At 43.5% G+C, this 24,743-nt stretch carries 26 protein-coding genes; 12 read left to right on the top strand and 14 right to left on the bottom strand.

Annotation, left to right across the window (positions count from 1 at the left end; all coding sequences use genetic code 11):
- Positions 1 to 231: 231 nt before the first annotated feature.
- The 8 genes from nqrM to AACQ38_RS11135 form a co-directional block, all read right to left on the bottom strand.
- Complete coding sequence (gene nqrM, locus AACQ38_RS11170; protein ID WP_041379971.1) at positions 232 to 459, bottom strand: (Na+)-NQR maturation NqrM; 228 nt, start codon at positions 457 to 459, stop codon at positions 232 to 234.
- 13 nt (positions 460 to 472) lie between these two features.
- Positions 473 to 1,501 carry an FAD:protein FMN transferase gene (locus tag AACQ38_RS11165; RefSeq protein WP_165578126.1) on the bottom strand — a complete coding sequence of 343 codons (1,029 nt, stop codon included), beginning with the start codon at positions 1,499 to 1,501 and terminating at the stop codon, positions 473 to 475.
- An 81-nt stretch (positions 1,502 to 1,582) separates the two neighbouring features.
- A complete protein-coding gene (nqrF, locus tag AACQ38_RS11160) occupies positions 1,583 to 2,809 on the bottom strand; it encodes an NADH:ubiquinone reductase (Na(+)-transporting) subunit F (RefSeq protein ID WP_011145528.1) in 1,227 nt (408 codons plus the stop codon).
- A gap of 15 nt (positions 2,810 to 2,824) precedes the next feature.
- Positions 2,825 to 3,421 (bottom strand): NADH:ubiquinone reductase (Na(+)-transporting) subunit E, encoded by a 597-nt coding sequence (nqrE, locus tag AACQ38_RS11155; RefSeq protein ID WP_011145527.1) that lies wholly within the window; start codon positions 3,419 to 3,421, stop codon positions 2,825 to 2,827.
- A gap of 8 nt (positions 3,422 to 3,429) precedes the next feature.
- Positions 3,430 to 4,059, bottom strand: coding sequence for an NADH:ubiquinone reductase (Na(+)-transporting) subunit D (locus AACQ38_RS11150; protein ID WP_011145526.1), 630 nt, complete (start codon positions 4,057 to 4,059; stop codon positions 3,430 to 3,432).
- A complete protein-coding gene (locus tag AACQ38_RS11145) occupies positions 4,052 to 4,849 on the bottom strand; it encodes a Na(+)-translocating NADH-quinone reductase subunit C (protein ID WP_165578125.1) in 798 nt (265 codons plus the stop codon). The genes AACQ38_RS11150 and AACQ38_RS11145 overlap by 8 nt, the downstream gene beginning before the upstream one ends.
- Positions 4,842 to 6,080, bottom strand: coding sequence for an NADH:ubiquinone reductase (Na(+)-transporting) subunit B (locus AACQ38_RS11140; protein WP_165578124.1), 1,239 nt, complete (start codon positions 6,078 to 6,080; stop codon positions 4,842 to 4,844). The genes AACQ38_RS11145 and AACQ38_RS11140 overlap by 8 nt, the downstream gene beginning before the upstream one ends.
- 4 nt (positions 6,081 to 6,084) lie before the next feature.
- Entirely contained in the window at positions 6,085 to 7,428 is a 1,344-nt protein-coding gene (locus AACQ38_RS11135) for a Na(+)-translocating NADH-quinone reductase subunit A (RefSeq protein WP_113025247.1), read from the bottom strand.
- A gap of 419 nt (positions 7,429 to 7,847) precedes the next feature.
- On the opposite strand from AACQ38_RS11135, the gene AACQ38_RS11130 reads away from it, so the two are divergent.
- Complete coding sequence (locus AACQ38_RS11130) at positions 7,848 to 8,591, top strand: L,D-transpeptidase family protein (RefSeq protein WP_165578123.1); 744 nt, start codon at positions 7,848 to 7,850, stop codon at positions 8,589 to 8,591.
- Here the strand turns inward: AACQ38_RS11130 and AACQ38_RS11125 are convergent.
- Both AACQ38_RS11125 and lpcA read right to left on the bottom strand, forming a co-directional pair.
- On the bottom strand, positions 8,562 to 9,329 hold the full coding sequence (locus AACQ38_RS11125) for a class II glutamine amidotransferase (protein ID WP_011145521.1): 768 nt from the start codon (positions 9,327 to 9,329) through the stop codon (positions 8,562 to 8,564). The two genes, AACQ38_RS11130 and AACQ38_RS11125, sit on opposite strands and share 30 nt — an antisense overlap.
- A gap of 149 nt (positions 9,330 to 9,478) precedes the next feature.
- Positions 9,479 to 10,060 carry a D-sedoheptulose 7-phosphate isomerase gene (gene lpcA, locus AACQ38_RS11120; RefSeq protein WP_011145520.1) on the bottom strand — a complete coding sequence of 194 codons (582 nt, stop codon included), beginning with the start codon at positions 10,058 to 10,060 and terminating at the stop codon, positions 9,479 to 9,481.
- Positions 10,061 to 10,319: 259 nt separating this feature from the next.
- On the opposite strand from lpcA, the gene fadE reads away from it, so the two are divergent.
- Positions 10,320 to 12,755: an acyl-CoA dehydrogenase FadE gene (gene fadE, locus AACQ38_RS11115; RefSeq protein ID WP_165578122.1), complete on the top strand. Its 2,436-nt coding sequence runs from the start codon at positions 10,320 to 10,322 to the stop codon at positions 12,753 to 12,755.
- A gap of 72 nt (positions 12,756 to 12,827) precedes the next feature.
- Here fadE and lysA read toward each other — a convergent pair whose 3' ends face one another.
- A complete protein-coding gene (gene lysA, locus AACQ38_RS11110; protein ID WP_165578121.1) occupies positions 12,828 to 14,123 on the bottom strand; it encodes a diaminopimelate decarboxylase in 1,296 nt (431 codons plus the stop codon).
- Positions 14,124 to 14,251: 128 nt separating this feature from the next.
- On the opposite strand from lysA, the gene AACQ38_RS11105 reads away from it, so the two are divergent.
- Positions 14,252 to 15,187 carry a LysR family transcriptional regulator gene (locus AACQ38_RS11105; RefSeq protein WP_165578120.1) on the top strand — a complete coding sequence of 312 codons (936 nt, stop codon included), beginning with the start codon at positions 14,252 to 14,254 and terminating at the stop codon, positions 15,185 to 15,187.
- Here AACQ38_RS11105 and AACQ38_RS11100 read toward each other — a convergent pair.
- Positions 15,170 to 16,084 carry a LysR family transcriptional regulator gene (locus AACQ38_RS11100; protein WP_011145516.1) on the bottom strand — a complete coding sequence of 305 codons (915 nt, stop codon included), beginning with the start codon at positions 16,082 to 16,084 and terminating at the stop codon, positions 15,170 to 15,172. The two genes, AACQ38_RS11105 and AACQ38_RS11100, sit on opposite strands and share 18 nt — an antisense overlap.
- A 105-nt stretch (positions 16,085 to 16,189) precedes the next feature.
- On the opposite strand from AACQ38_RS11100, the gene AACQ38_RS11095 reads away from it, so the two are divergent.
- Both AACQ38_RS11095 and AACQ38_RS11090 read left to right on the top strand, forming a co-directional pair.
- A complete protein-coding gene (locus AACQ38_RS11095; protein WP_011145515.1) occupies positions 16,190 to 17,074 on the top strand; it encodes an MBL fold metallo-hydrolase in 885 nt (294 codons plus the stop codon).
- Between the two features lie 31 nt (positions 17,075 to 17,105).
- Positions 17,106 to 17,747: a DsbA family protein gene (locus tag AACQ38_RS11090; protein WP_011145514.1), complete on the top strand. Its 642-nt coding sequence runs from the start codon at positions 17,106 to 17,108 to the stop codon at positions 17,745 to 17,747.
- 48 nt (positions 17,748 to 17,795) lie between these two features.
- On the opposite strand, the gene AACQ38_RS11085 is transcribed toward AACQ38_RS11090, so the two are convergent.
- Positions 17,796 to 18,470 carry a prepilin peptidase gene (locus tag AACQ38_RS11085; RefSeq protein ID WP_242685562.1) on the bottom strand — a complete coding sequence of 225 codons (675 nt, stop codon included), beginning with the start codon at positions 18,468 to 18,470 and terminating at the stop codon, positions 17,796 to 17,798.
- A 262-nt stretch (positions 18,471 to 18,732) separates the two neighbouring features.
- On the opposite strand from AACQ38_RS11085, the gene rsmE reads away from it, so the two are divergent.
- The 4 genes from rsmE to ruvX all read left to right on the top strand — a co-directional run bounded on the left by rsmE (position 18,733) and on the right by ruvX (position 21,517).
- A complete protein-coding gene (gene rsmE, locus AACQ38_RS11080; RefSeq protein WP_011145512.1) occupies positions 18,733 to 19,464 on the top strand; it encodes a 16S rRNA (uracil(1498)-N(3))-methyltransferase in 732 nt (243 codons plus the stop codon).
- Positions 19,465 to 19,473: 9 nt separating this feature from the next.
- A complete protein-coding gene (gshB, locus tag AACQ38_RS11075) occupies positions 19,474 to 20,424 on the top strand; it encodes a glutathione synthase (RefSeq protein WP_165578119.1) in 951 nt (316 codons plus the stop codon).
- Positions 20,425 to 20,533: 109 nt separating this feature from the next.
- Positions 20,534 to 21,097, top strand: a complete 564-nt coding sequence (locus tag AACQ38_RS11070) for a YqgE/AlgH family protein (protein WP_011145510.1) — start codon at positions 20,534 to 20,536, stop codon at positions 21,095 to 21,097.
- Positions 21,098 to 21,517 carry a Holliday junction resolvase RuvX gene (gene ruvX / locus AACQ38_RS11065; protein WP_011145509.1) on the top strand — a complete coding sequence of 140 codons (420 nt, stop codon included), beginning with the start codon at positions 21,098 to 21,100 and terminating at the stop codon, positions 21,515 to 21,517.
- 54 nt (positions 21,518 to 21,571) lie between these two features.
- Here ruvX and AACQ38_RS11060 read toward each other — a convergent pair whose 3' ends face one another.
- Positions 21,572 to 22,609, bottom strand: a complete 1,038-nt coding sequence (locus AACQ38_RS11060; RefSeq protein WP_165578118.1) for a type IV pilus twitching motility protein PilT — start codon at positions 22,607 to 22,609, stop codon at positions 21,572 to 21,574.
- 21 nt (positions 22,610 to 22,630) lie between these two features.
- On the opposite strand from AACQ38_RS11060, the gene AACQ38_RS11055 reads away from it, so the two are divergent.
- From AACQ38_RS11055 to AACQ38_RS11045, 3 genes are read left to right on the top strand one after another with little or no spacing between them, the layout of a single operon-like run.
- Positions 22,631 to 23,326: a YggS family pyridoxal phosphate-dependent enzyme gene (locus AACQ38_RS11055; RefSeq protein ID WP_011145507.1), complete on the top strand. Its 696-nt coding sequence runs from the start codon at positions 22,631 to 22,633 to the stop codon at positions 23,324 to 23,326.
- 25 nt (positions 23,327 to 23,351) lie between these two features.
- A complete protein-coding gene (proC, locus tag AACQ38_RS11050; RefSeq protein WP_165578117.1) occupies positions 23,352 to 24,173 on the top strand; it encodes a pyrroline-5-carboxylate reductase in 822 nt (273 codons plus the stop codon).
- An 18-nt stretch (positions 24,174 to 24,191) separates the two neighbouring features.
- On the top strand, positions 24,192 to 24,740 hold the full coding sequence (locus AACQ38_RS11045; protein ID WP_011145505.1) for a YggT family protein: 549 nt from the start codon (positions 24,192 to 24,194) through the stop codon (positions 24,738 to 24,740).
- Positions 24,741 to 24,743 lie beyond the last annotated feature (3 nt).

Here is a 24,743-nt window from a genome sequence, read left to right as displayed (position 1 = left end):
TCATAACTGGGAAATTATGGTAAATAAAAGAATAACCTGCACACACCAAATTAAACTTGCTTTACACTGTTTTAATCGGTCTGGTTTACGAAATATGGCCTGATACTAAAATCAATGACGACAACCTGATAACTCTTTGGGCTGTTTGCTATCCATCTCCCCCCGAATACTAAAAGCTCGCTTTGCTCTCAATTAGCATTCAGGAAGGAGAATTCCGCCGATTTGTTAAACTCAGATAATCCGATGTTTCTCTAATTGAACCTGCCGCGCAGCTTCACGCGCCATACGTTTTTTACGGGCATCACAAGGTTCTGGGCAATCACATACTTTTTCCACCCCAATACTGCTTAAACCACCGCAGCTCCCTTGTATGCTCTTACGTTTAATCATATAGCCTAACGACATTCCCGCAAAAGCCAGCAGGAAAAAGACGAAGGCAGCAATAAATACTTTCAGCATTTCCTTCCGCTTCTCATTGATTTTTCTGTAGGTATGGCTCAAAGGCTTTACTGTAACGCTCTTCAAAACCATTTTTCGTTTTTATAATCATAAAAACCGGGATATTCAAATTTTCCGCAACTTCCATTCCTTTTTCCGGCCCTAAAACATTCAATCCAGTAGAAAGCCCATCAGCACTCATACAAACTGGAGCAATCACCGTAATAGAGACTAAATTATGAGAAATAGGGTTCCCCGTTTTTGGATCAATGGTATGTGAATAGCGCACGCCATTTTGTTCAAAGTAATTACGGTAATCACCCGAAGTCGCTATCGACATATTCCCAGGCATTATCACTTCCTGAGCATTTTGTGCCATGCCAGTGTCAGATGGCTTTTCAATCGCAATCCGCCACAGCAGATCTTTACCATTATGACCTGATGTACGAACTTCACCGCCAATGTCAACCATATAGTCTTTGATATTCTGTGATTCCAGATATTCAGCAACAACATCTACGCCATAACCTTTAGCGATAGATGATAAATCGATATACAGCTCTGGAACGGTTTTAATCAGGCTATTACCTTCTACCACCAGTTTATCAATCCCAGTCCATTCACGGCGTTTTTCCAGTTCACTCGCAGAAGGTGCTTTCGTCACGTGCCCTTCGGGACCAAACCCCCATAAATTAACCAATGGGCCAACCGTCACATCCAATGCGCCATCGGTCAATTTATTAATGTAGATCGCTTCTTTAACCACTTTGGCTGTCGCAGGTGATACCGGGAATGGCCGATCAATTTGGCGACTTTGATTAAAACGACTTAATTCAGAATCAGGGCGATATGTCGACATCTGACCGTTAACCTCCTCCAGCAAGCGATCAATCTCTTTTTGCAGAGCTTCTGGCGAAGGAGCCGATGAACCCGTGACAAATTTAATGGAATAGTAAGTCCCCATTGTTTGCCCATGAATATTTTTCTGCTCCAGACCATCGCATGCCGCCAGCAGCAATACTGCAAATATTAACGCTATCCAGCTACTTATCTTTTTACGCACAGTTAATTACTCTTTCCGAATTGTTAGCGCCCACAAATTTGTGGGCGCGCCGGTCATTAAAATCAAACTATTTATGGTGTATCAGCCGCCAAAATCATCTAACATGATGTTTTCATCCTCAACACCGAGATCTTTCAACATTTTGATCACCGCGGCATTCATAACCGGAGGCCCACACATGTAAAACTCACAATCTTCAGGAGCCGGATGATCCCTCAAATAATTCTCATACAGAACATTATGGATAAAACCGGTGTAACCATCCCAGTTGTCTTCAGGCAGTGCATCTGATAGGGCTACGTTCCAGGTAAAGTTTTCATTTTCAGCCGCTAGCTGATCGAAATCCTCTGTATAGAACATTTCACGTTTAGAACGAGCACCATACCAGAAGCTAATCTTACGTTTGGAATTCAATCGATTAAGCTGATCAAAGATATGAGAACGCATTGGTGCCATACCTGCACCACCACCGATGAAGATCATTTCCGCATCAGTATCTTTTGCGAAAAATTCACCGAACGGACCCGAAATAGTCACTTTATCACCGGGTTTTAGTGACCAAATATAAGAAGACATAATTCCCGGAGGTGCTTCCGAATTTTTTGGCGGCGGCGTCGCAATACGAACGTTAAGCATGATAATTCCGTGTTCTTCTGGGTAGTTTGCCATTGAGTAAGCACGAACTGTTGGCTCTTTCACCTCAGAGACAAAACGGAACAAATTAAATTTATCCCAGTCCTCACGGTATTCTTTCGGCACATCATAATCCTCGTAACGAGCAATATGTGGCTGAGCTTCAATCTGAATATAGCCACCTGCGCGGAAAGGTACAACATCCCCATCAGGGATCTTCAATTTTAGCTCTTTAATGAAAGTTGCTTTGTTATCGTTGGAGATAACTTCACATTCCCATTTCTTAACACCGAATATCTCTTCCGGTAACTTAATTTTCAGGTTCTGTTTTACATTGACCTGACAAGCCAGACGACACCCCTCTTTTGCTTCACGCTTACTAATGTGAGAAAGCTCTGTTGGCAGAATGTCACCACCACCATCTTTAATCTTTACGCGGCACTGACCACAAGAGCCACCACCACCACAAGCAGAAGAGACAAAAATCCCCTGGCTTGACAACATATTTAGCAATTTATCACCGGCAGGAGCGGTAAAGCTCTTTTCCGGATCACCATTAACTTCAACCCTAATATTTCCAGTGTTAACTAACTTTGATTTTGCGAACAAAATCAGCGCCGTCAGTACCAACACAATTAGGGTAAACATCACTACGCCTAAAATTATTATATCCATGAACGCTTCTCGCCTTTATAACTGGACACCAGAGAAGGACATAAAACCCAATGCCATCAAACCCGTAGTGACAAAGGTGATCCCCAATCCTTTCAGACCCGCTGGAACATCAGCATATTTCATTTTTTCACGGATAGAAGCCAGCAGAACAATTGCCAACATCCAACCTATACCTGAGCCAAAACCATACACGATGGATTCAGAAAAGTTATAGTCACGCTGCGCCATGAAAGAGACACCACCAAAAATCGCACAGTTAACCGTAATCAGTGGTAAAAAAATGCCAAGCGCGTTATAGAGTGAAGGGAAATAACGATCAAGGATCATTTCAAGAATCTGCACTAATGCAGCAATCACGCCAATAAATGTAATAAAGTTCAGAAAGCTGAGATCAACCCCTTCAACCAATGCACCGTCACGCAATACCAAGTTATACACCAGGTTATTAGCAGGAACCGAGATCCCTAAAACCACCGTGACGGCAATACCCAGACCAAACGCTGTTGTGACATTTTTCGATACGGCCAAAAAGGTGCACATACCGAGGAAGAAAGCCAACGCCATGTTCTCAATAAAGACAGCGCGGACAAACAGGCTTATAAAATGTTCCATGTTGTCAGTTACTCCTTCTCAACCTGCGCCGGTTTCAACGTCCTCAGACCCCAAATCAGCATACCAATAATGAAAAACGCGCTTGGGGCTAACAGGAACAAACCATTAGGTTGATACCAGCCACCATTCTGTACCGATTCCATCACGGTAATCCCAAACAGTTTGCCGGAACCAAACAACTCACGCAGGAAACCAACCAATACCAGAATAACCCCGTAACCTAAACCATTACCGATACCATCCATAAAGCTCTCAATGGGTGGAGACTTCATCGCATAGGCTTCCGCACGTCCCATCACGATACAGTTAGTAATGATAAGACCAACAAATACCGACAACTGCTTGGAAATCTCATAAGCATAAGCCTGTAAAATCTGATCTACCACGATAACCAGTGATGCAATAATAGCCATCTGGACAATGATCCGCACACTGCCGGGGATGTAATGACGAATCAACGAGATAAAAAAGCTGGAAAAGGCAGTCACCAATGTTACCGCTATTGTCATGACCAACGCTGTTTCCAGCTTGGTTGTTACCGCCAGCGCTGAGCAAATCCCCAAAACCTGCAATGCAATCGGGTTATTATCCAAGAGTGGCCCAAGAAGGACTCGTTTTATTTCTTTACTATCAGCCATCTTTCAACGCTCCTTCGCGTACTTTTTTCAGGAACGGACCAAAACCGTTATCCCCTAACCAGAAATTAAACATATTCTGGACACCAGCAGAGGTGAGAGTCGCACCAGACAAGCCATCAACACCATAAGAGTCATCGGCAGCAGCACCGCCACGAACAATTTTAATCGCCGGGTTGCCTTCATCGTTATACAGTTTTTTACCTATCCACTTTTTACGCCACTGCGGGTTATCCACTTCTCCTCCCAACCCCGGCGTTTCGCCATGCGAATAATAAGTGATACCGCGAGCCGTTTTGCCGTCCACATCAACGGAGATAAAAGCATACATAACAGACCACAAGCCAGAACCATAGATAGGCAGAACGATTTCACGAGTTTTACCCTGTTCATTCTTCACCAGATAGACCTCGGCCATATTGGCGCGACGGCGAATTTTCGCCAGATCCTTTTCAGGTGGTAATGCAATACTGGTATCATCACTACGCAACGCATCGTTCAGGTTAAACTTGCCCTGACTGCTTTCAAGCGTTGCCGTCTCCAGATTCAATAACTCAGTTTTAATGCGGCTTTTGAACGCTTCTTTAACCTCATCGGCACTCATCTGTGGATTAAGTAACCCCGCAACATCGAGGATATTACGCTGTTTATCCAGCAATTTTTGTTCCTGTTGCTGAGATTTCAGCCCTACCGCAGAACCTGCTACCACAATTGAGCAAACGAGACATAGCACAAAAACAACGATAAATGTTCTGCCGATGCTGTCATTATTTTTTGGTTTATCATTAGCCACGGGCTTTTCTCCGCTTAATATTGGCCTGCACTACCAGATAATCAAACAATGGCGCAAACAGGTTTGCGAACAGAATCGCCAGCATCATACCTTCCGGGTATGCCGGGTTAACAACCCTGATCAGAACGCACATTACACCAATCAGAACGCCGTACCACCATTTACCTTTATCGGTAAATGAAGCAGACACTGGATCGGTCGCCATAAAAATCATACCAAAAGCAAAACCACCCAGAACCATATGCCAATACCACGGCATAGCAAACAACGGGTTAGTCTCTGAACCGATAGCATTAAATAGGTAGGAAGTTGCAACCATACCCAACATCACCCCGGCGACAATGCGCCATGAAGCAATGCGGGTAAACAGGATAATTGCCCCACCGATGAAAATCATCAGCGTAGATACTTCTCCGATAGAACCAGGAATATTACCAATGAAAGCATCCATCCAGGTAACAGGCTGACCGGTAACGGTATTCACTAATCCCTGACTACCACCAGCCGCCCATTGAGATAACGGGGTCGCACCAGAGAAACCATCAGCCGCAGTCCATACCAAATCACCTGAAATCTGTGCAGGGTAAGCAAAGAATAGAAAAGCACGGCCAGCCAGTGCCGGGTTCAGGAAGTTACGACCTGTACCACCGAAGACTTCTTTCGCAATGACAACACCGAATGTAATACCCAGCGCCGCCTGCCACAGAGGAATCGTTGGTGGAACAATCAACGCAAATAAAATAGAAGTAACGAAAAATCCTTCGTTAATTTCATGCTTACGGATAAGGGCAAACAGCACTTCCCAGAAGCCACCCACCACAAATACAACGATGTAAACAGGCAAAAAGTAAGTTGCACCAAGCAACATTTTACTGCCCCAACCCGCATCCGGTGTCAGTGATGCCCCCAAAAACTGAGCAACGCAATAGTGCCAGTCAGATACCAAAAGTTGTTGTAATTCTGCGCCACTGTATAAATGATACAACGCAGGGATCGCCTGCTGACCAACGTTATACATTCCCCAGAACATTGCCGGGAATACGGCCAGCCATACCATGATCATCATACGCTTTAGATCGATAGCATCACGGACATGGGCACCGCCAGAAGTTACTGTACCTGGTGTATAGAAAATCGTCGTTACCGCTTCATACAACGGATAATATTTTTCTAATTTGCCCCCGGGCTCAAAGTGGTGCTCAATTTTTTCAAAATAGTTTTTCAGGCCCATGAAATCATCCTTCCTGCTCAATCTTAGTCAGCACTTCACGCAGTACCGGACCATATTCATATTTGCCAGGACAGACATAGGTACAAAGCGCTAAGTCTTCCTCATCTAACTCCAGACAACCCAGTGCCTGAGCACTATCGGTATCACCCGCCAGCAGATCCCGCAGCAAATGCGTTGCCATAATATCCAAAGGCATAACACGCTCATAGTTACCAATTGGTACCATAGAACGTTCACCACCATTCATTGTGGTTGAAAAAGCAAAGCGCTTATTTTTCAGGAAATGACCAATGGTGGTGCGGGTGATAGAAAATTTATCGATGCCCGGCATGATCCAACCAAATAGCTCTTTTTCGCGACCTTCACGCAAAACGGAAACCAAAGTGTGGAAACGACCAAGATAGTGATGAACCTCATCTGACTGAGTACCGCACAATACGGAACCTGAAATAATACGGTTTTCACCCTCTTTAAGCTGACCCTGAGTTAACTCAAGCAGATCGGCCCCTAAGCAAGTACGTATGAGACGGGGTTTCTCAACCTGTGGACCGGCCAGTGCAATGACACGATCAGTATAAAGTGTACCGGTAGTGAATAATTTACCGATCGCAATCACATCCTGATATCCCAGGTGCCATACCGTTTTAGTCGCACTGACGGGTTCAATAAAGTGAATATGAGTTCCAGCTAATCCCGCAGGGTGCGGACCAGAGAACTGATTATAAGTGATTTGTGCATTATTACCGACATTCGGCAAGCTTCCTGCACTATGGCAAACATGGACTTTACCTTCGGTCAGTTTAGTCAGTACATTCAGACCATCAACAAAAGCCTCTTTATCGGTAGCAATAATCACCTGTGAATTTGCAGCCAGAGGCTGAGTATCCATCGCGGTTACAAAAATTGCTTTTGGCGAGGAGCCGGGAGCAGGACTTCGGCTGTAAGGACGGGTACGTAGTGCAGTCCATAACCCGGAATCAATCAGATTCTTTTCCACTTGTTCTCGGGATAATTGAGTAAATTGGGCACGATCATAACGGTCAAAATTAACCTGTTCGTCTCCCGTTATCTCAATCACAATTGACTGCAAAATACGTTGTTCACCACGATTAATCGCTACAACCTGCCCACAGGCTGGGCTGGTGAAAACCACACCTGGATTCTTTTTATCTTCAAAAAGAATCTGGCCCTTCTTAACATGCTCACCTTCCTTCACCAACATAGAAGGACGCATTCCAACATACTCTTCACCCAACAGTGCTACATGGCGAATCGTCGGACCGTCTTCTATTACTTGAGCAGGCGCTCCTGCAATCGGGAGGTCGAGTCCTTTTTTAATTTTAATCATAAGATTTGCACAAGTTTATCAATTAAATCATATGCTACAGATTACCTGGTGGTAATATAGCCACTCTATAAAAAACCCCTTAAGTCACGAATCGTGCCCAGGTTATAATTCTCCGATAATTGTTACGATTTTCTGTTAATCTCCGGGCGGCAATTTTAACATCTCCCTTCTTAGACTGTCTGACTAATCAAGTGATTTAGTTCAAGCAAACAGGAATAATTTTGGCATTGAACGATTAACCGATCGCAAAAAACGAATGATTATATCACCTTTACCGACAACTGATTGTATTTTAACCTAACAATCACTTTGTAGTGATAAAGTTACCGTCATCATTTTCTATTCACAAAGTCGATGACTCATGGCAATCTTAAGCTAAATTTTTAGTTAGTTCGCGACATCGCTATTACGGTAGTCACATGAAAAAAACTGCGGCTTTTCCTGCAATAATTACAATAATATTGTTGTTATTTAGTTCATTTACTCCTGTCTATACTCAGGATACTTTAGTGCAATTGCAGCAAAATTTCCCTGTGCAGCCTGGCTCTCCTGTCTTTATCCAAATATTCAAAGAAGAGCGGATATTGGAGCTTTATACTAAAAATAGTCATGGAAGCTACCAACTGTCTAAAAGCTACCCCATCTGTAATTACTCTGGCGGCCTTGGTCCCAAAACCACAGAAGGTGATCTGAAAAGCCCGGAAGGCTTCTATCGTGTAAAAACCCATCAACTTAATCCAAATAGTCGGTATTACCGATCTATTAATCTCGGCTTTCCAAATGAATACGATAAATTCAGAGGCTATTCCGGCAACTATTTAATGATCCACGGAGAGTGTAAATCTGTCGGTTGCTATGCGATGACTAATGGTTATATGGATGAGATCTACCATTATGTAGAAAGTGCATTATTGCGCGGGCAATATGAAATTAATATCAGTATTTATCCATTCAGAATGACACCACAGAATATGCTACGCCATCGTTCATCCTCCCACTATATGTTTTGGTTACAATTACAGCCGGCTTATGAATATTTTGCAAAAAATCACCAGCCAGCAACGGTCAGCATCATTAACGGCCAATATGTGGTTAATGCTACACCTGAAAAATCACCACTTTTGCAGCATCAATCACAATATGCGTTCACCAAGATGAAATAGTGCATAGCGACCCGGCTCAATACGATTCCAAGCTTCATTACCCGTTAAAGGTTGAGTAACAATGACAGAAACAACATCATCCGGCTGTGTATGTTGTTGAAAATCAATTTCAATATCTTGATCCAGAAGTTTCGCTTTTCCAAACGGCGCCCGACGGGTAATCCAATAAAGGTTGGTTGAACAATATGCCATCATAAAACGCCCATCTGACAACAACATATTAAATACGCCTTTTTTGCTGAGCTCATCTGCTAGTGAAGCGATAAAACGAAAAACCTTAGGCCAATTGGAGGGGGTTCTTGGGTATTTTTGTGAAAGTTGCTGCAAAATCCAGCAAAAAGCATGTTCGCTATCAGTTTGCCCAACGGGACGATACTGACCCGTTTCAAGCTGCCGATAGCCCCGAAGCTGCCCATTATGGGCATAAGTCCAGTTGCGCCCCCACATCTCACGGATGAAAGGATGAGTATTTTCCAACGTAACATTACCGCGATTAGCCTGCCGGATATGAGAAACCACCACTCTAGATTTAATCGGATACTCTTGTACAAAGCGGGCAACGGGTGAATTGTAACTTGGTTGATGATCTTTAAATGTGCGACAGCCCCGCCCCTCATAAAAAGTGATCCCCCAACCATCTTTATGGGGCCCAGTATGACCACCTCGCTGAATCAAGCCACCTAAACTAAAGCAGATATCTGTTGGCACATTTGCACTCATGCCAAGTAACTCACACATTGCCCACCTCTGTAGCCTGTATACCCGTCATCTTTCAAGTTGCCTCTTTGTTGGCTGCACTCACTCACCCCGGTCACATCGTTACCTATGCTCCCAGGGATTCGCTCCCTTGCCGTCGCGATCCATCTTGAAATCCATAGGGTATAAAATCAAGCTTTAACCATCTCTTTTTCAATAAGTTGAATCAGGATATGAATAACTTTGATATGAATTTCCTGAATACGATCTGCATAACCAAAATGCGGGACACGAATTTCCACATCAGCGGTTCCTGCCATTTTACCGCCATCCTTGCCTGTCAACGTAATGACTTTCATGCCTTTTAAGCGGGCAGCTTCAACTGCTTTGATAATATTACCGGAATTACCGGAAGTAGAGATACCCAGTAATACATCGCCCTCTTTCCCTACCGCTTCTATATAACGAGAAAAAACAAATTCATACCCGAAATCATTACTGACGCAGGAAAGATGACTGACATCAGAAATCGCAATCGCTGGATAGCCAGGACGATTCTCGCGGTAACGACCTGTTAATTCTTCGGCAAAATGCATCGCATCACAATGCGAACCCCCATTACCGCAGGACAGTACCTTGCCACCCACTTTAAATGAATCAGCCAGCAATACTGCTGCTTTTTGAATTGCTTCAATATTTGCATCGTCACTTAAAAACTTTGCCAGCGTATCCGCGGCTTCGTTCAATTCACTACGGATCAAGTCTTGATACATAGGCTCCTCACTTCGGTCAGGTAATCTTTAATGTTGTGCCGGATGGCAGTTTACCGGATCAAGAGAATTGAAAGAAGACAACATCACATTTCTGGAGAATTAATCCGTTCCTGATCACTGCGAGTTTGTGAGCTACATTGTAATTAAGATGTAAAGATATTGCTAAAAGCAATTTCCTGGTCTAAAAAGAGAAGAACACCACAACAGGTCCGACCTCTGATGACTTACCTGACCCTGAGATTAACCAGGAGCTTTTATTATGACCACATTGAGTATTATTCTATTCTTAGTATTGATTGGGATACTTTGCTATCACAAAGTCAATCTCAGTCTCAGCAGCCTACTGCTCCTTGTCTATACCGTCCTGATGGGCGCTATTGATGCATGGAGCTACTGGATGTTGTTACCAATGGCCATTATTCTGTTCCCGCTGAATTTTGCGCCAATGCGCCACTCCTTACTGACTGTTCCGGCCTTAAAAGCCTTCCGTAAAGTAATGCCAAGTCTATCTCGCACGGAAAAAGAAGCTCTTGATGCAGGAACTACCTGGTGGGAAGGCGAGCTGTTCCGCGGTAAACCCGACTGGAAAAAATTGCATGACTATCCTAAGCCTCAGTTAACCGCTGAAGAACAAGCATTTCTGGATGGCCCGGTAGAAGAAGCTTGCCGCATGACCAATGATTTCCAGATAAGCCATGAACTTGCTGATTTACCACCTGAGTTATGGCGTTACCTGAAAGAACACCGCTTCTTTGCCATGATCATTAAAAAAGAGTATGGCGGTCTGGAATTCTCAGCCTATGCACAGGCACGAGTCCTGCAAAAATTGGCGGGGGCATCCGGCATTTTGGCAATCACCGTAGGTGTACCTAACTCTCTCGGCCCAGGTGAATTGTTACAGCATTATGGCACCGAAGAGCAGAAAAACCGCTATCTACCCGGGCTTGCCCGTGGTGAAGAGATCCCATGTTTCGCACTGACCAGCCCGGAAGCTGGCTCTGATGCCGGATCAATCCCAGATACAGGCGTAGTCTGTATGGGAGAATGGCAAGGTGAACAAATTCTCGGTATGCGCCTGACCTGGAACAAACGTTATATCACACTTGCACCTATCGCCACCGTACTCGGTCTGGCTTTCAAACTGTCCGACCCTGACCATTTATTGGGTGATACAGAAGAATTGGGCATTACCTGTGCATTGATCCCGACCAATGTACCAGGAGTAGAAATTGGTCATCGCCATTTCCCACTGAATATTCCATTCCAGAATGGCCCGACTCGCGGTAAAGATATCTTTGTTCCGATCGACTATATTATTGGCGGGCCAAAAATGGCCGGACAAGGCTGGCGTATGCTGGTTGAGTGTCTGTCTGTTGGCCGCGGTATCACTCTGCCATCAAATGCAACCGGCGGTTTGAAAAGCGTTGCGATGGCAATTGGTGCATACTCTTATATCCGCCGCCAATTTAAAATGCCAATTGGTAAAATGGAAGGGATTGAAGAACCACTAGCACGCATTGCCGGTAACACCTATTTGATGGATGCCGCTTCAACACTTGCAACAACCGGTATCATGCTAGGTGAAAAACCCTCTGTGTTATCCGCTATCGTGAAATATCACTGTACTCACCGAGGCCAACGCTCAATTATTGACGCAATGGATATTGCCGGTGGTAAAGGTATCTGCCTTGGTCCATCCAACTTCCTTGCTCGCGCTTATCAAGGTGCACCTATCGCCATTACCGTTGAAGGTGCCAATATTCTGACCCGTAACATGATTATCTACGGTCAGGGAGCTATCCGCTGCCATCCTTATGTACTTGACGAAATGGCCGCGGTTGAAAATAACCGTATTAAAGATTTTGATAAGGCACTGTTTAGCCACCTTGGTCACGTTGCTAGTAACACGTTACGCAGCTTCTGGCTTGGCTTAACCAATGGCCGCACCAGCAGCACACCGGTCAATGATGCAACACGCCGTTACTATCAGCAATTAAACCGCCTGAGCACCAACCTTGCGCTATTATCAGATGTGGCAATGGGGGTATTAGGTGGTAGCCTGAAACGCCGTGAACGTGTCTCCGCCCGTCTTGGAGATGTTTTGAGTCAAACCTATCTGGCTTCCGCGACATTAAAACGCTATGAAGATGAAGGTCGTCAAAAAGAAGATTTGCCGCTAGTTCAGTGGGCCGTTCAAGATAGTTTGTATCAGGCAGAACAGGCGATAGATAACTTACTGAGTAACTTCCCGAATCGTCTGGTTGCCGGTCTGATGCGTGTTATTGTCTTCCCTCTAGGGCGTGTACACTCAGCACCATCTGACCATCTGGATCACAAACTGGCCCAGATCTTACAGCAACCTTCGGCTACCCGTGATCGCATTGGCCGAGGTCAATATCTGACACCAAACGAGCACAATCCTCACGGATTATTGGAAGAAGCGCTGCACGATATTATTGCCGCAGAACCGATCCACACCCGTTTGAGTCGCGAAGCAGGTAAGCGTCTTGGCTTTACTCGCCTGGATAAACTGGCAGAACAGGCACTCGCAGAACGTAAGATCACGCCAGACGAGGCCGCAATTCTAAAACGTGCGGAAGCAAGCCGTCTGCGTTCTATTAATGTCGATGAGTTTGAACCAGAAGCGCTGGCTGTTCCTGCCCGCGTTGAAAAACTGAGAACAGAAGCCGCCTGAAACTGACGACTAAAGAGAGTTAAGCACTAAATTAATCACGGGGCGATATCTTAACAAATATCGCCCCGTATTTTATGACGTAGAGGCACAAGATACTTCTTCCAATGCTAACAACTCTTCAATCGTTTGACGGCGACGAATTAATTGAGGCTTACCATTAACAAACAACACTTCAGAGATAAGCGGACGGCTATTGTAATTGGAAGACATTGACGCACCATAGGCACCAGTGTCATGAAAAACTAAATAGTCGCCAACTTGAACAGGTGGCAATGCTCTTGGCGCAATTCCACCGCCCTCAACCTGCGTAAAGATATCACCGGATTCACATAACGGCCCCGCAACTAACGTTTCCCGCAATGGCAATTGCTCAATCTTACGTCCATCAGCAGGCAAAACCGAGATATGGTGATAACTGCCATACATTACTGGACGCATTAAGTCATTGAACCCCGCATCCACCAGAACATAATTACGGTTCCCCATCTGCTTAACCGCCCGAACTTCTGTCATCAAAACGCCAGATTCCGCAACCAAAAAACGCCCCGGTTCAATTTCCAACTCAATTTTATGACCCAAATGCTGCTCAATTCTTTTACGAGCATCATCCCACAACCCAAAATAATGAGCGATATTGATTCGTTCATCTCCCTGATGATAAGGAGTCGATAAACCTCCACCGGCTGAAATTGCCTGAATATCTTCACCACAAAGAATAACCTGTTCAACCATCGCATTACATACACTGGCAAGGTGATGATAATCAACACCAGAGCCAATATGCATATGTAAACCAAGCAATTTCAATCCATAGTGGCGGATTTTTTCAATTGCCTGAGGAAGATTCTGGTACCAAATACCATGTTTACTGTTTTCACCCCCGGTATTCGTCTTCTGGCTATGACCATGACCAAACCCAGGATTAATCCGCAACCACACCGGATGCCCTTTTTTATATTGACCAATCTGTTCCAACATATCGATAGAACCCGCATTAACCGGAATATCCAATTCGGTTACTCTTTGCAGCGTCGACACATCGATTAAATCAGCAGTGAAAACGATATCTGACACTTCTTGCCCTGGACAAAACCCGGCCCGTAAAGCACGTTCAATTTCCCCTAGCGAAACGGCATCAACTTTCACACCATACTCACGCATCAGGCGTAAAATGTGAGTATTAGAACACGCTTTCTGAGCAAACCTGACCACATCAAATTGACATAACAAATTGATTTTTTGGATAATTGTTTCACTATCGTAAACCCATAATGGAGTACCATACGTTTCTGGCAGACGACCCAAACTCTCCGGTATCAGATTAGGACAATTATTACGGGTAAAATTGGGAGTAAAAGTAGTACTCATCAGGGTTTCTCTCACAAAGTCAGCAGATAACCCATTATTGGCAGTAAAAAACAGGAATAAAAATATCCATTTCGTTATAGTCTATTCATCTGTGATATAGAATTATCCTTTGAAGGAACAAACAATTTATGCCTTCTTGTTCATGGCGCCATATTGAAATCTTCCATGCAGTAATGACGACAAAAAATCTGACAGAAGCGGCTATTTTATTACAAACATCACAACCAACCGTCAGTCGTGAATTAGCACGATTCGAGCATCTAATAAAATTCAAACTATTTGACCGAGTAAAAGGCCGCCTGCATCCGACAGCACAAGGATTACGCCTTTTTGAAGAAGTTCAGCGCTCTTATTATGGACTCGAAAGAATAATGAATGCGGCTGACAATATACGTAAATTTCAACATGCTCAGCTTTCCATTGCCTGCCTGCCAGTATTTTCTCAATCACTATTACCGAAAGTTTGCCATCACTTCATCCGTCAATATCCTGAGACTAATTTAACAATCATTCCACAGGAATCACCGCTACTGGAAGAGTGGCTTTCAGCTCAACGCCATGATCTGGGTTTGACAGAACATTTGCAGACACCACCGGGTACACAGAGAGAAACACTGATCACGCTGAATGAAATTTGCGTATTGCCCTCTGCTCACCCTCTCAGTCATAAGCCGCTATTGACTCCAGAAGATTTCAGCGAACAAAATTTCATCAGCCTTTCAATAACGGATAGCTACCGTCAGCTCATTGATGGAATATTCGCAGAACACCATATTCGCCGTCGCATGATTATGGAAACTCACAGTGCTGCATCAGTATGTGCAATGGTGCGCGAAGGCATTGGTATTTCGATTGTCAACCCACTGACCGTACTCGATTATCTAGAGAGTCACGGCAAATCTGAAATATGCGCTCGCCCATTTAGTATTAACATTCCTTTTACTGTCAGCCTGATAAAACCCATTCACCGCCCTTCTTCTGCCCCAGTTGATACTTTTATTGAACACCTAAAAGCACAAATTGCTCTGTTTCCTCAGAAACTAAAGTCAGCTTTTCAGCATTAGGGCTTGCCAGTACGGAGAAGAAGCAAACCATTGAACCAGAAAATCCAGTAATGCCCTCAGCGTTGCTGGCATATTTTGACGGCTGGCATAAATACCATAAATTCCCATCGCTTGAGGTCGATATTCTGGCAACAACTGAATCAATTTTCCTGACGCCAAATGCGAAGCAACAGAATAATAAGGTTGCATAGCGATTCCCGCACCTTGCAATGTTGCTTCCATTAACACCATCGATTCATTGGCACTCAAAGTACCGCTAACAGGAACAGAATATTTTTCCCCTCGATGTTCAAATAACCAAAGACTTTTACCAAAAAAGTTATAAGTCATACAGTTATGCAAGGCTAAATCCGCAGGCTTTTGCGGGAGCATTTTTCCCGCCAGATAACAAGGGGCGGCACAAACCACAGAATGACATGTCGATAACGGTCTGGCGATCAAATTGGGTTCCAGATTATTCGTGATGCGTAACGCTAAATCTATCCGCTCCTCGACCAAATTTATTGCCTTATTGCTTATTTGCATATCAATCGCTATCTGAGGATAAATCTGCATAAACTCAGGAATCGCCACAGACAACGCGCTTACTGCCAGAGATTGAGAACTGCTTATCCGCAAAAGACCACTCAGCTCCTGCGCTTCTACTGGTTGATGAACTGGTATCTCTTCCGACAATTGCAATAACTTACGGCTGCGCTGATAGGCGATCTCTCCTGCTGATGTCAGGCTGATCTTTCTCGTTGTACGATGTAACAGACGTACCCCCGCCCATTTTTCCATTTCAGCCAAATAACGGGATACCATTGCCCGCGACATATCTAACCGTTCCGATGCAGCAATCATGCTGCCTTGTTCTACAATTATAGTGAACACTTGCGCAGCAGTGATTCTATCCATCAATTAGCTCGATTTATGCAACAAATAATTACCCATTATGCGGTTTTTCCATCGAAAAACGCAACTTATTATGAACCTCGTTCACACAACATCAGGAATTCAATCATGACTCGCAAAACAACACTCAATATTGCGCTGGCAGGTATCCTTTCCTTGGGTACCATTTCTCTGGCACAAGCCGCTGATCTCAAACTGGATGTTTATAATCCGGGTGAGAAAAGCCTATTTCCCGTCTCTTCTGAAATCATCAGTGGAGATAAAGAAGTTGTCCTGATCGATGCTCAGTTTCAAAAAAATGATGCTGAAGCACTGGTCAAAAGAATTAAAGATACCGGCAAAAAGCTGACAACCATTTATATCAGTCAGTCCGATCCTGATTTCTATTTCGGCCTTGAAGTACTGACCAAAGCATTCCCTGATGCCAAAGTCATTGCATCACCAGAAACAATTAAAGAAATCAACAAGACCAAAGATGGCAAATTGGCTTATTGGGGAGGTGTCCTGAAAGAACAGGCACCCAAAAAAGTCATCGTGCCGCAACCACTGGAAGGTCACTCTTTTACAGTTGATGGTGAAAAACTGATCGTCGAAGGTCTTGATGGCCCAGCGGCTGATCGTACTTTTGTTTGGATACCAAAACTAAAATCGGTAGTAGGTGGCGTCACCGTTTCAAGCAACATTCATGTCTGGATGGCGGATACACAGACTAAAGAGTCGCGTAAAAACTGGATGCAGACACTAGATCGTATAAAAGAGCTGAAACCGACAATTGTGGTTCCAGGGCATTTCATTGGTAACACACCAATGACATTGGAATCCGTTCATTTCACGCAAAAATATCTGACCATTTTTGAGAAAGAGCTGGCAAAAGCGAAAGATTCAAAAGCGCTAATCGCCGCAATGGAAAAACACTATCCAAAACTTGGAGACAAATCCAGTCTCGAATTAAGTGCTAAGGTGCTGAAAGGCGAAATGAAGTGGCCCCAATAAGTAAATTAACTCTTTTTCAGGAATAAGTAATATGCCCGGAATGACTCTGCATTATATCTATGATCCACTATGTGGCTGGTGTTATGGCGTTTCCTCTCTGATACAAGCCGCAAAAGAGGTCGCAAATGTGAAAATTGAATTGCATGGCGGCGGAATGCTGACAGGTGATAATAGACGTCAAATAGACAACACATGGCGTGATTATGTCCTTAGTCAGGATAAACGGATCGCAAGCCTTACCGGGCAAATTTTCAGTGAGCAATATGTCGCACTGTTAAATGATAAATCACTGATTATGGATTCATTACCACCAATATCAGCCATTCTTGCAGCAGAAAAATTGGCTGGTAAAGGTGTCGAAATGTTATTAGCAGTACAAAAAGCGCATTATGTTCGTGGATTAAAAATCAGCGAAACTGAAACATTATTGAATTTAGCAAATGAACTACAGCTTGATTCAGAACAGTTCCAGCAGGAGCTGATATTGAATAATGAATCAGAAAGTCTCCAACATATTAGGAAAAGCCGTGAATTATTGGCAAAAGTTGGCGGCTCAGGTTTCCCTACATTTATTTTAGAAAATGACAGAAATGAGCTATCTATTATTTCTCTTGATAAATACTTGGGACAACCTAAACGTTGGCAAGATGCGCTGATTCATTATCAATTTTAATCCCACAGTTCTAATACCACAATTTTAACTACTGGTGCCCATACGTTTTCAGCTATCGGGCACCATCCACGATATCCCATCCATTCCCAATAAATTCAAATAGATCATTATGACCGCAGAAATGGCTATATATGGGCCAAAAGCAACAGGCTCTTGGCAATTTTCTCGTATTCTCCACATCCATAAGCACCCAATAAGACCAAACAGTGAGGATAAGAGCATTAATAAAGGAATTGCACCAATCCCCAACCAAGCACTAACCGCCGCCATTAACTTAAAATCACCATATCCTAACCCTTCTTTATGACAAATTATTCTAAATAACCAATAGAGCGACCATAAAATCAAATAACCCACAATCGCACCTGTCACAGCTTGTTCAATAGGCACAAAAGTTTGATTCAAATTCAATAATAATCCTAACCATAACAGTGGATAATTTATTATGTCTGGCAATAACTTAATTTTTATATCAATAAAAGACAATATAATTAACACCCAAACAAATATCAAAACAACATATAAATGGAAATTTAATGGAAAATAAATCATAAAGAAAGCTGTTATAAACAGTGTCACTAATTCAACCTGAAAATAACCAAAAACTATTTTTTCATAGCCATAAATAATTTTAATAAATACGGCTATCACTTTATTCAAAATCATTCCTGATACTATTCCAATACAAATAGCTAAAACAATAACCTTAATATTAAAATCCATTTAATAAAACATCTCCAATAAATAAAAAAACAAATATTCATTATGTTTTTGGCATAAAAAGATAATAATAAACACCACTACATTAAAACAACAAAATAAATATAAAATAGTCAAATAAGATATAAATATGCGAGCAGACTCGCAACATTTATTCAGAGATAACAATCTGCATCGAGATAGCTTGATAATTGGATTAAGCCTCCTTTATCATACCCACCATTATTTATTGCTTTATGTATACCCGCAGGAAGGAAAGAAAAACATGCGTATACCCCGCGTATATCACCCGGAATTACTCTCATCGAATACTGAAATTTATCTGAGTGATGAGGCGGCTAACCATGTTGGGCGGGTACTCAGAATGAGCCACGGTCAGCAGTTGCAACTGTTTGATGGCAGCAATCAGATTTTCAACGCTCAAATTACCGAAGCTAGCAAAAAATCTGTCAAAGTACATATCAGCAATAGCGAACTTGCCGATAATGAATCACCACTTAATCTCCATCTGGGGCAAGTCATATCCCGCGGTGAGAAAATGGAATTCACCATTCAAAAATCTGTAGAATTAGGGGTAAATGTTATTACGCCTTTAATTTCTGAACGCTGTGGTGTAAAGCTGGATGGAGAACGGCTGGCTAAAAAGCTTCAACAGTGGCAGAAAATTGCTATTGCTGCCTGTGAGCAATGCTGTCGTAACCGTGTCCCTGAAATTCGCCCAGTGATGCAACTTGAGCACTGGTGTGCAGAAAATGATGGCAGTTTAAAATTAAATCTACATCCACGAGCCAGCCAAAGCATCAATACCCTGCCTTTACCTGTAGAAAAAGTGCGTTTACTGATCGGCCCGGAAGGGGGATTATCGATAGATGAAATTGCTATGACAGCTAATTACCAATTTACTGATATCCTATTAGGACCACGGGTACTGAGAACAGAAACGACAGCGCTCACCGCAATTACTGCATTACAAGTGCGTTTCGGCGATTTGGGTTAAGGAGAAAGAATGATCAAACTCGGCATCGTGATGGACCCCATTTCATCCATCAACATCAAGAAAGACACCAGTTTTGCCATGCTATTAGAAGCGCAACGTCGCGGCTGGGAACTCCATTATATGGAGATGAGTGATCTTTATCTGCACCAAGGGGAAGCCCGCGCACGTACCCGCTTATTGCAGGTAGAAAACCATCCACAACAATGGTATCAATTCGATAGAGAACAAGATCTGGCACTGGAAACATTGGATGTCATCCTGATGCGTAAAGATCCACCATTTGATACCGAATACATTTACGCCACTTATATTTTAGAACGCGCGGAAGAGAAAGGCACTCTCATTGTCAATAAACCACAAAGCCTACGCGATTGTAACGAAAAACTCTTCACAGCCTGGTTCCCTGAATTAACACCAGATACATTAGTGACTCGCAATGCCGCTCACTTACGTGAATTTCACCAGAAACATGGTGATGTCATCTTTAAACCACTAGATGGTATGGGCGGTGCATCGATATTCCGCCTGAAAAAAGATGACCCAAACGTCGGGGTTATTATTGAAACCCTGACGGAACATGGCAATCGCTTCTGCATGGCACAGAATTTCTTACCGGCCATCAAAGAAGGTGATAAGCGGGTATTAATTGTCGATGGCGAACCCGTTCCTTATTGCCTGGCTCGTATCCCAGCCCAAGGTGAAACCCGTGGTAATCTTGCTGCGGGTGGCCGTGGTGAAGCTCGCCCGCTTTCAGAAAGTGACTGGGCTATCGCCAGAGCTGTTGCTCCAACGTTGCAAGAAAAAGGGTTAATCTTTGTTGGCCTGGACATCATTGGTGACAAACTGACTGAAATTAATGTCACCAGTCCAACCTGTGCACGCGAGATAGAAGCCGCTTTCCCTGATATTTCAATTACTGGCATGTTAATGAATGCAATTGAAGAACGATTAGAGAAATAAAAAATTCTTTTTACGAATTTGCCTGTCAAGGTTTGTCATTTATACTTTTAGCCCACATACTGTTGGGCTAAATAATCCTTACATAGCCAGGTTAATTACTAGAAAAAAAATGAATCTACAGCACCATTTTCTTATCGCCATGCCTTCATTATCTGATCCCTATTTCAAACGCTCAGTTGTTTACATATGTGAACACAATGCAAATGGGGCAATGGGATTGGTGATAAATAAACCTATTGAGCAAATCTCCGTTCGGAAAGTTTTACAAAAGCTGAAAATATCACCAGAAGATCGGGATGAAAGTGTCAATCTAAACAAGCCTGTCATGACTGGTGGCCCACTTGCTGAAGATCATGGTTTTATATTGCACACACCAAAACCCGGTTTCAGTTCAAGTATCAAAATTTCCGATGACACAATGATCACCACCTCCAAAGATGTCCTTGAAACCTTGGGTACACCACGCCAACCAAAACAGATATTGGTCACGTTGGGGTATACCAGTTGGGAAAAAGGCCAACTTGAAAAAGAGATAATGGAGAATAGTTGGCTAACAACAAACGCTGATCCACACATTATTTTCAACTCACCTATTGCGGACCGCTGGCGTGAAGCCGCATCTTTGCTCGGAATCAATATCTATAATATTGCGCCACAGGCGGGACATGCATAGATGAATAATCGTACAATAATGGCCTTCGATTTTGGCACCCGCAGCATCGGCGCAGCTATTGGACAAGAAATCACGGGCACCGCCAGAGCATTAACCTCGTTTAAAGCCACAGATGGTATCCCCAATTGGGGGCAAATCGAAAAATTACTTAAAGAATGGCAACCTGATCTGGTTATCGTTGGTCTTCCCCTCAATATGGATGGCACTGAGCAATTCGTCACAGTGCAAGCACGTAAATTTGCAAACCGGCTACATGGCCGGTTTGGCGTACAAGTGCAACTCCAAGATGAACGCCTGACAACGGTTGAAGCCCGTGCTCATCTGTTTGACCGAGGTGGTTATAAGGCTTTAAATAAAGGAAAAGTAGATGCTACTTCCGCTGTTATTATTCTGGAAAGCTGGTTTGAACAGCGCTATTAATAGCAATCAACCAACAGTAACAGCAATCAATTAACAGCAACCATATAACCGCGATTAACTGATAGCATTTTCTTTAATCTTCCTTTCCGTTTGCTCTGCCAGTAATCCCTGCAATTTACGCTGCTGCCAGCCTTGTTCATAGGTTTGCATCCCACTGGCAGCGCCCGTCTGCATAAGCGTTGTTATTTGATGATTTTTTCCTTCTCGTATCAGATGACTCACTGCCTGATTAACTACCAATACTTCATATATAGCAACTCGTCCCCCTCCCTGGGCAGAGACTAATTGCTGTGCTATCACAGCTTTCAGGCTGCCTGCTAGCTGGCTACGTACCCACCCTTTTTCTTCAGCGGAAAAAATATCCACCAGCCGGTCAATTGCCTGTACAGCACCTCGGGTATGCAAAGTCGACAATACCAAATGCCCAGTCTCTGCCGCGGTTAACGCCAAGCGTATTGTCTCTTTATCCCGCAGCTCACCCAACAACAATACATCAGGATCTTGCCGGAGAGCCCCTTTTAACGCAGCCTGATAACTGGGAGAATCCAACCCAATTTGCCGTTGTTGTATCAAACAATTGCGACTATGGTGGATAAATTCCACAGGATCTTCCAATGTAATAATGTGCTGACAACAGTGGCTGTTCAGCATATCCACAATGGCAGTTAACGTTGTCGACTTTCCGCTGCCTGTAGCGCCGGTTACCAAGATCAACCCACTCTCTTCCCGCAAAGCCATTTCACGGATAATTTCAGGTGCTTTTAGCTGTTCCAGAGTTGAACACTGAGAGTGAATTAAACGCAAAACGGCTGACAACCCGGAGTGCTGACGAAAGATGTTGCCTCTCAATCGTTGGCCATTTTCTGTTTCCAACGCAAAATCCACATGTCCACTAGTTAATAGCTGTTGTCGCTGATTTTCTGATAAAAACTGCCTACTCCACTCTTCCAGCAATAGATTATTTACAGATGGCAGTTGAGTTTGCGGACAAAGCACTCCATTTATACGTAATACAGGAACTTGCCCAATACAAAGATGCAGATCTGAAGCATTATGCTTTACACTAAGGGCCACTAGCTTATCCATATTCATTTTTTAATCTCCTGAGTCACCATGAACAATATTGAACAAAATTTACAAGATGTCAGGACCCACATAGCCATTGCCGCACAGAAATGCGAACGCGCTCCAGAAGAAATTACCTTGCTTGCAGTCAGTAAAACCAAACCTGTGGAAGATATCGAAAAAGCAATCGCTGCCGGGCAACGCCAGTTTGGTGAAAATTATGTGCAGGAAGGTGTAGAAAAAATTGCTTATTTTGCAAATTGTAATGATTTGATATGGCACTTTATCGGTCCGTTACAGTCTAATAAAAGCCGTTTGGTGGCAGAAAATTTTAACTGGTGCCATACCATAGACCGCTTAAAAATAGCACAACGCCTGAACGAACAACGCCCGGAGGGAATGGAACCGCTGAATATTCTTATTCAAATAAATATCAGTGATGAACGGAGCAAATCAGGTATTCAACTTGATGAACTATCAACGCTGGCAGCCGAAATGAACAAACTGCCGAATGTAAGGCTCCGTGGTTTAATGGCAATCCCGGCACCAGAACCTGACTATGCACATCAATTAGCGGTTTTCAGGAGAATGGAACAAGCCTTCCTTAACCTGAAAACGAAATATCCCCAAATAGATACTCTTTCAATGGGGATGACTGATGATATGGCTGCCGCTATTAATTGTGGTTCCACATTAGTACGAATTGGAACAGCAATTTTCGGTGCACGTCAGTATCACAATTAACCATTTCAATGCTACGAGGTATTCAATGGAGAGACGTAAAATTACCTTGATTGGTGCAGGTAATATGGCTCACGCCATCATAGCTGGATTAGTAAAAGGAGGGTACCCTGCTGAGCTGATTAATGTCTGCGCACCAAGTCATACTCGCCGTGATGCACTCGCAACAGAGTATGGCGTTAACAGCGGTAGTGACAATATTCGCTACGCACAGGAAGCGGACGTTGTTGTTCTGGCGGTAAAACCGCAAGTGATGGCAGATGTCTGCCAGCCTCTGAAAGAAAATGTAGATTTCAGTAACAAGCTGGTTCTGTCTATTGCCTCAGGTATTTCCGTTGCACGTTTTGATGCTTTATTACAAGACAAACTCAATATTGTTCGTATCATGCCAAACACGCCGGCATTAATTGGTCAAGGGGTGAGTGGATTATTCGCATCTGAGCAAGTCAGTCAGTCTGACCGTGATTTCACTCAAGCATTAATGAACAGTGTTGGTAAAACTTACTGGGTAAAAGATGAAAACGGCATCAATGACGTTATCGCCGCAGCAGGCAGTGCGCCCGCTTATTTCTTCCTATTTATGGAATCAATGCAACAGGAAGCAGAACGTTTAGGTTTTGATAACCAAACAGCCCGTGAAATTATTTTGCAAACGGCAATAGGTTCTGCGGCACTGGCCGCATCAAATGTAGATCTCCCTTTTGCAACCCTGCGTGAACAGGTAACATCTAAAGGCGGTACTACTGCGGAAGCATTACGTATTTTTTATGAAGGCAAATTACCGGAAACCATATCCAACGCGATGCAGGCGGCTATTCGCCGGGCACAGGAAATGGAAAAACAATTTTAATTTTATCAAGGCTGCTAAATGCAATTTTTAACCTTTATTCTGTTCACAGTTCTGGATTTATACATCGCTGTTTTATTACTTCGTGTATGGATGCAATGGGCCCGTTGTGATTTTTATAACCCATTTGCCCAATTTATTGTGAAAATGACCCAACCGATCATTCGGCCATTGCGCCGAGTTATACCATCTATTGGTTCGCTCGATACTGCCTCCATTGTTATCGCTTACGTTCTGGTATTGTTTAAATTAATCATGCAACTTTGGTTCAGTACCGGTACGGTTGCTTTCCTCACACTTTTCATCCCTATCGGGTTAATCGAATTGCTAACAGCAACAGGTAAACTGGTATTTTGGTTAGTGCTGGCACGCGCTCTACTAAGCTGGATAAGCCAAGGGCGCAATCCGATTGACTATGTTCTGATGCAACTAACAGAGCCATTGATGGCACCTATCCGCCGTATTATCCCAACAATGGGCGGCCTTGATTTTTCAGCAATGATCGTCATTTTGATCCTCTACGCATTGAACTATCTTCGCGCTGATGTTCTCTCATGGCTGATACAGTAAATA

It is taken from the genome of Photorhabdus sp. RW14-46 (assembly GCF_963887965.1).
Classification (GTDB): domain Bacteria; phylum Pseudomonadota; class Gammaproteobacteria; order Enterobacterales; family Enterobacteriaceae; genus Photorhabdus; species Photorhabdus laumondii.
The sequence above is the reverse complement of the archived record's forward strand: the minus strand, read 5'-3'. Positions and strand labels throughout refer to the sequence as shown.

Bases quoted from the DNA above. Each gene is read 5' to 3' on its own strand.
- AACQ38_RS11135 (WP_113025247.1), bottom strand. From the start codon at position 7,428: ATGATTAAAATTAAAAAAGGACTCGACCTCCCGATTGCAGGAGCGCCT.
- proC (WP_165578117.1), top strand. From the start codon at position 23,352: ATGGAGAGACGTAAAATTACCTTGATTGGTGCAGGTAATATGGCTCAC.
- AACQ38_RS11140 (WP_165578124.1), bottom strand. From the start codon at position 6,080: ATGGGCCTGAAAAACTATTTTGAAAAAATTGAGCACCACTTTGAGCCC.
- nqrF (WP_011145528.1), bottom strand. From the start codon at position 2,809: ATGGATATAATAATTTTAGGCGTAGTGATGTTTACCCTAATTGTGTTG.
- AACQ38_RS11060 (WP_165578118.1), bottom strand. From the start codon at position 22,609: ATGAATATGGATAAGCTAGTGGCCCTTAGTGTAAAGCATAATGCTTCA.
- fadE (WP_165578122.1), top strand. From the start codon at position 10,320: ATGACCACATTGAGTATTATTCTATTCTTAGTATTGATTGGGATACTT.
- AACQ38_RS11125 (WP_011145521.1), bottom strand. From the start codon at position 9,329: ATGTGTGAGTTACTTGGCATGAGTGCAAATGTGCCAACAGATATCTGC.
- nqrE (WP_011145527.1), bottom strand. From the start codon at position 3,421: ATGGAACATTTTATAAGCCTGTTTGTCCGCGCTGTCTTTATTGAGAAC.
- rsmE (WP_011145512.1), top strand. From the start codon at position 18,733: ATGCGTATACCCCGCGTATATCACCCGGAATTACTCTCATCGAATACT.
- AACQ38_RS11100 (WP_011145516.1), bottom strand. From the start codon at position 16,084: ATGGATAGAATCACTGCTGCGCAAGTGTTCACTATAATTGTAGAACAA.
- ruvX (WP_011145509.1), top strand. From the start codon at position 21,098: ATGAATAATCGTACAATAATGGCCTTCGATTTTGGCACCCGCAGCATC.
- lysA (WP_165578121.1), bottom strand. From the start codon at position 14,123: ATGAGTACTACTTTTACTCCCAATTTTACCCGTAATAATTGTCCTAAT.
- AACQ38_RS11070 (WP_011145510.1), top strand. From the start codon at position 20,534: ATGAATCTACAGCACCATTTTCTTATCGCCATGCCTTCATTATCTGAT.
- AACQ38_RS11095 (WP_011145515.1), top strand. From the start codon at position 16,190: ATGACTCGCAAAACAACACTCAATATTGCGCTGGCAGGTATCCTTTCC.
- AACQ38_RS11085 (WP_242685562.1), bottom strand. From the start codon at position 18,470: ATGGATTTTAATATTAAGGTTATTGTTTTAGCTATTTGTATTGGAATA.
- gshB (WP_165578119.1), top strand. From the start codon at position 19,474: ATGATCAAACTCGGCATCGTGATGGACCCCATTTCATCCATCAACATC.
- AACQ38_RS11105 (WP_165578120.1), top strand. From the start codon at position 14,252: ATGCCTTCTTGTTCATGGCGCCATATTGAAATCTTCCATGCAGTAATG.
- AACQ38_RS11090 (WP_011145514.1), top strand. From the start codon at position 17,106: ATGCCCGGAATGACTCTGCATTATATCTATGATCCACTATGTGGCTGG.
- AACQ38_RS11130 (WP_165578123.1), top strand. From the start codon at position 7,848: ATGAAAAAAACTGCGGCTTTTCCTGCAATAATTACAATAATATTGTTG.
- AACQ38_RS11055 (WP_011145507.1), top strand. From the start codon at position 22,631: ATGAACAATATTGAACAAAATTTACAAGATGTCAGGACCCACATAGCC.
- AACQ38_RS11150 (WP_011145526.1), bottom strand. From the start codon at position 4,059: ATGGCTGATAGTAAAGAAATAAAACGAGTCCTTCTTGGGCCACTCTTG.
- lpcA (WP_011145520.1), bottom strand. From the start codon at position 10,060: ATGTATCAAGACTTGATCCGTAGTGAATTGAACGAAGCCGCGGATACG.
- AACQ38_RS11045 (WP_011145505.1), top strand. From the start codon at position 24,192: ATGCAATTTTTAACCTTTATTCTGTTCACAGTTCTGGATTTATACATC.
- nqrM (WP_041379971.1), bottom strand. From the start codon at position 459: ATGCTGAAAGTATTTATTGCTGCCTTCGTCTTTTTCCTGCTGGCTTTT.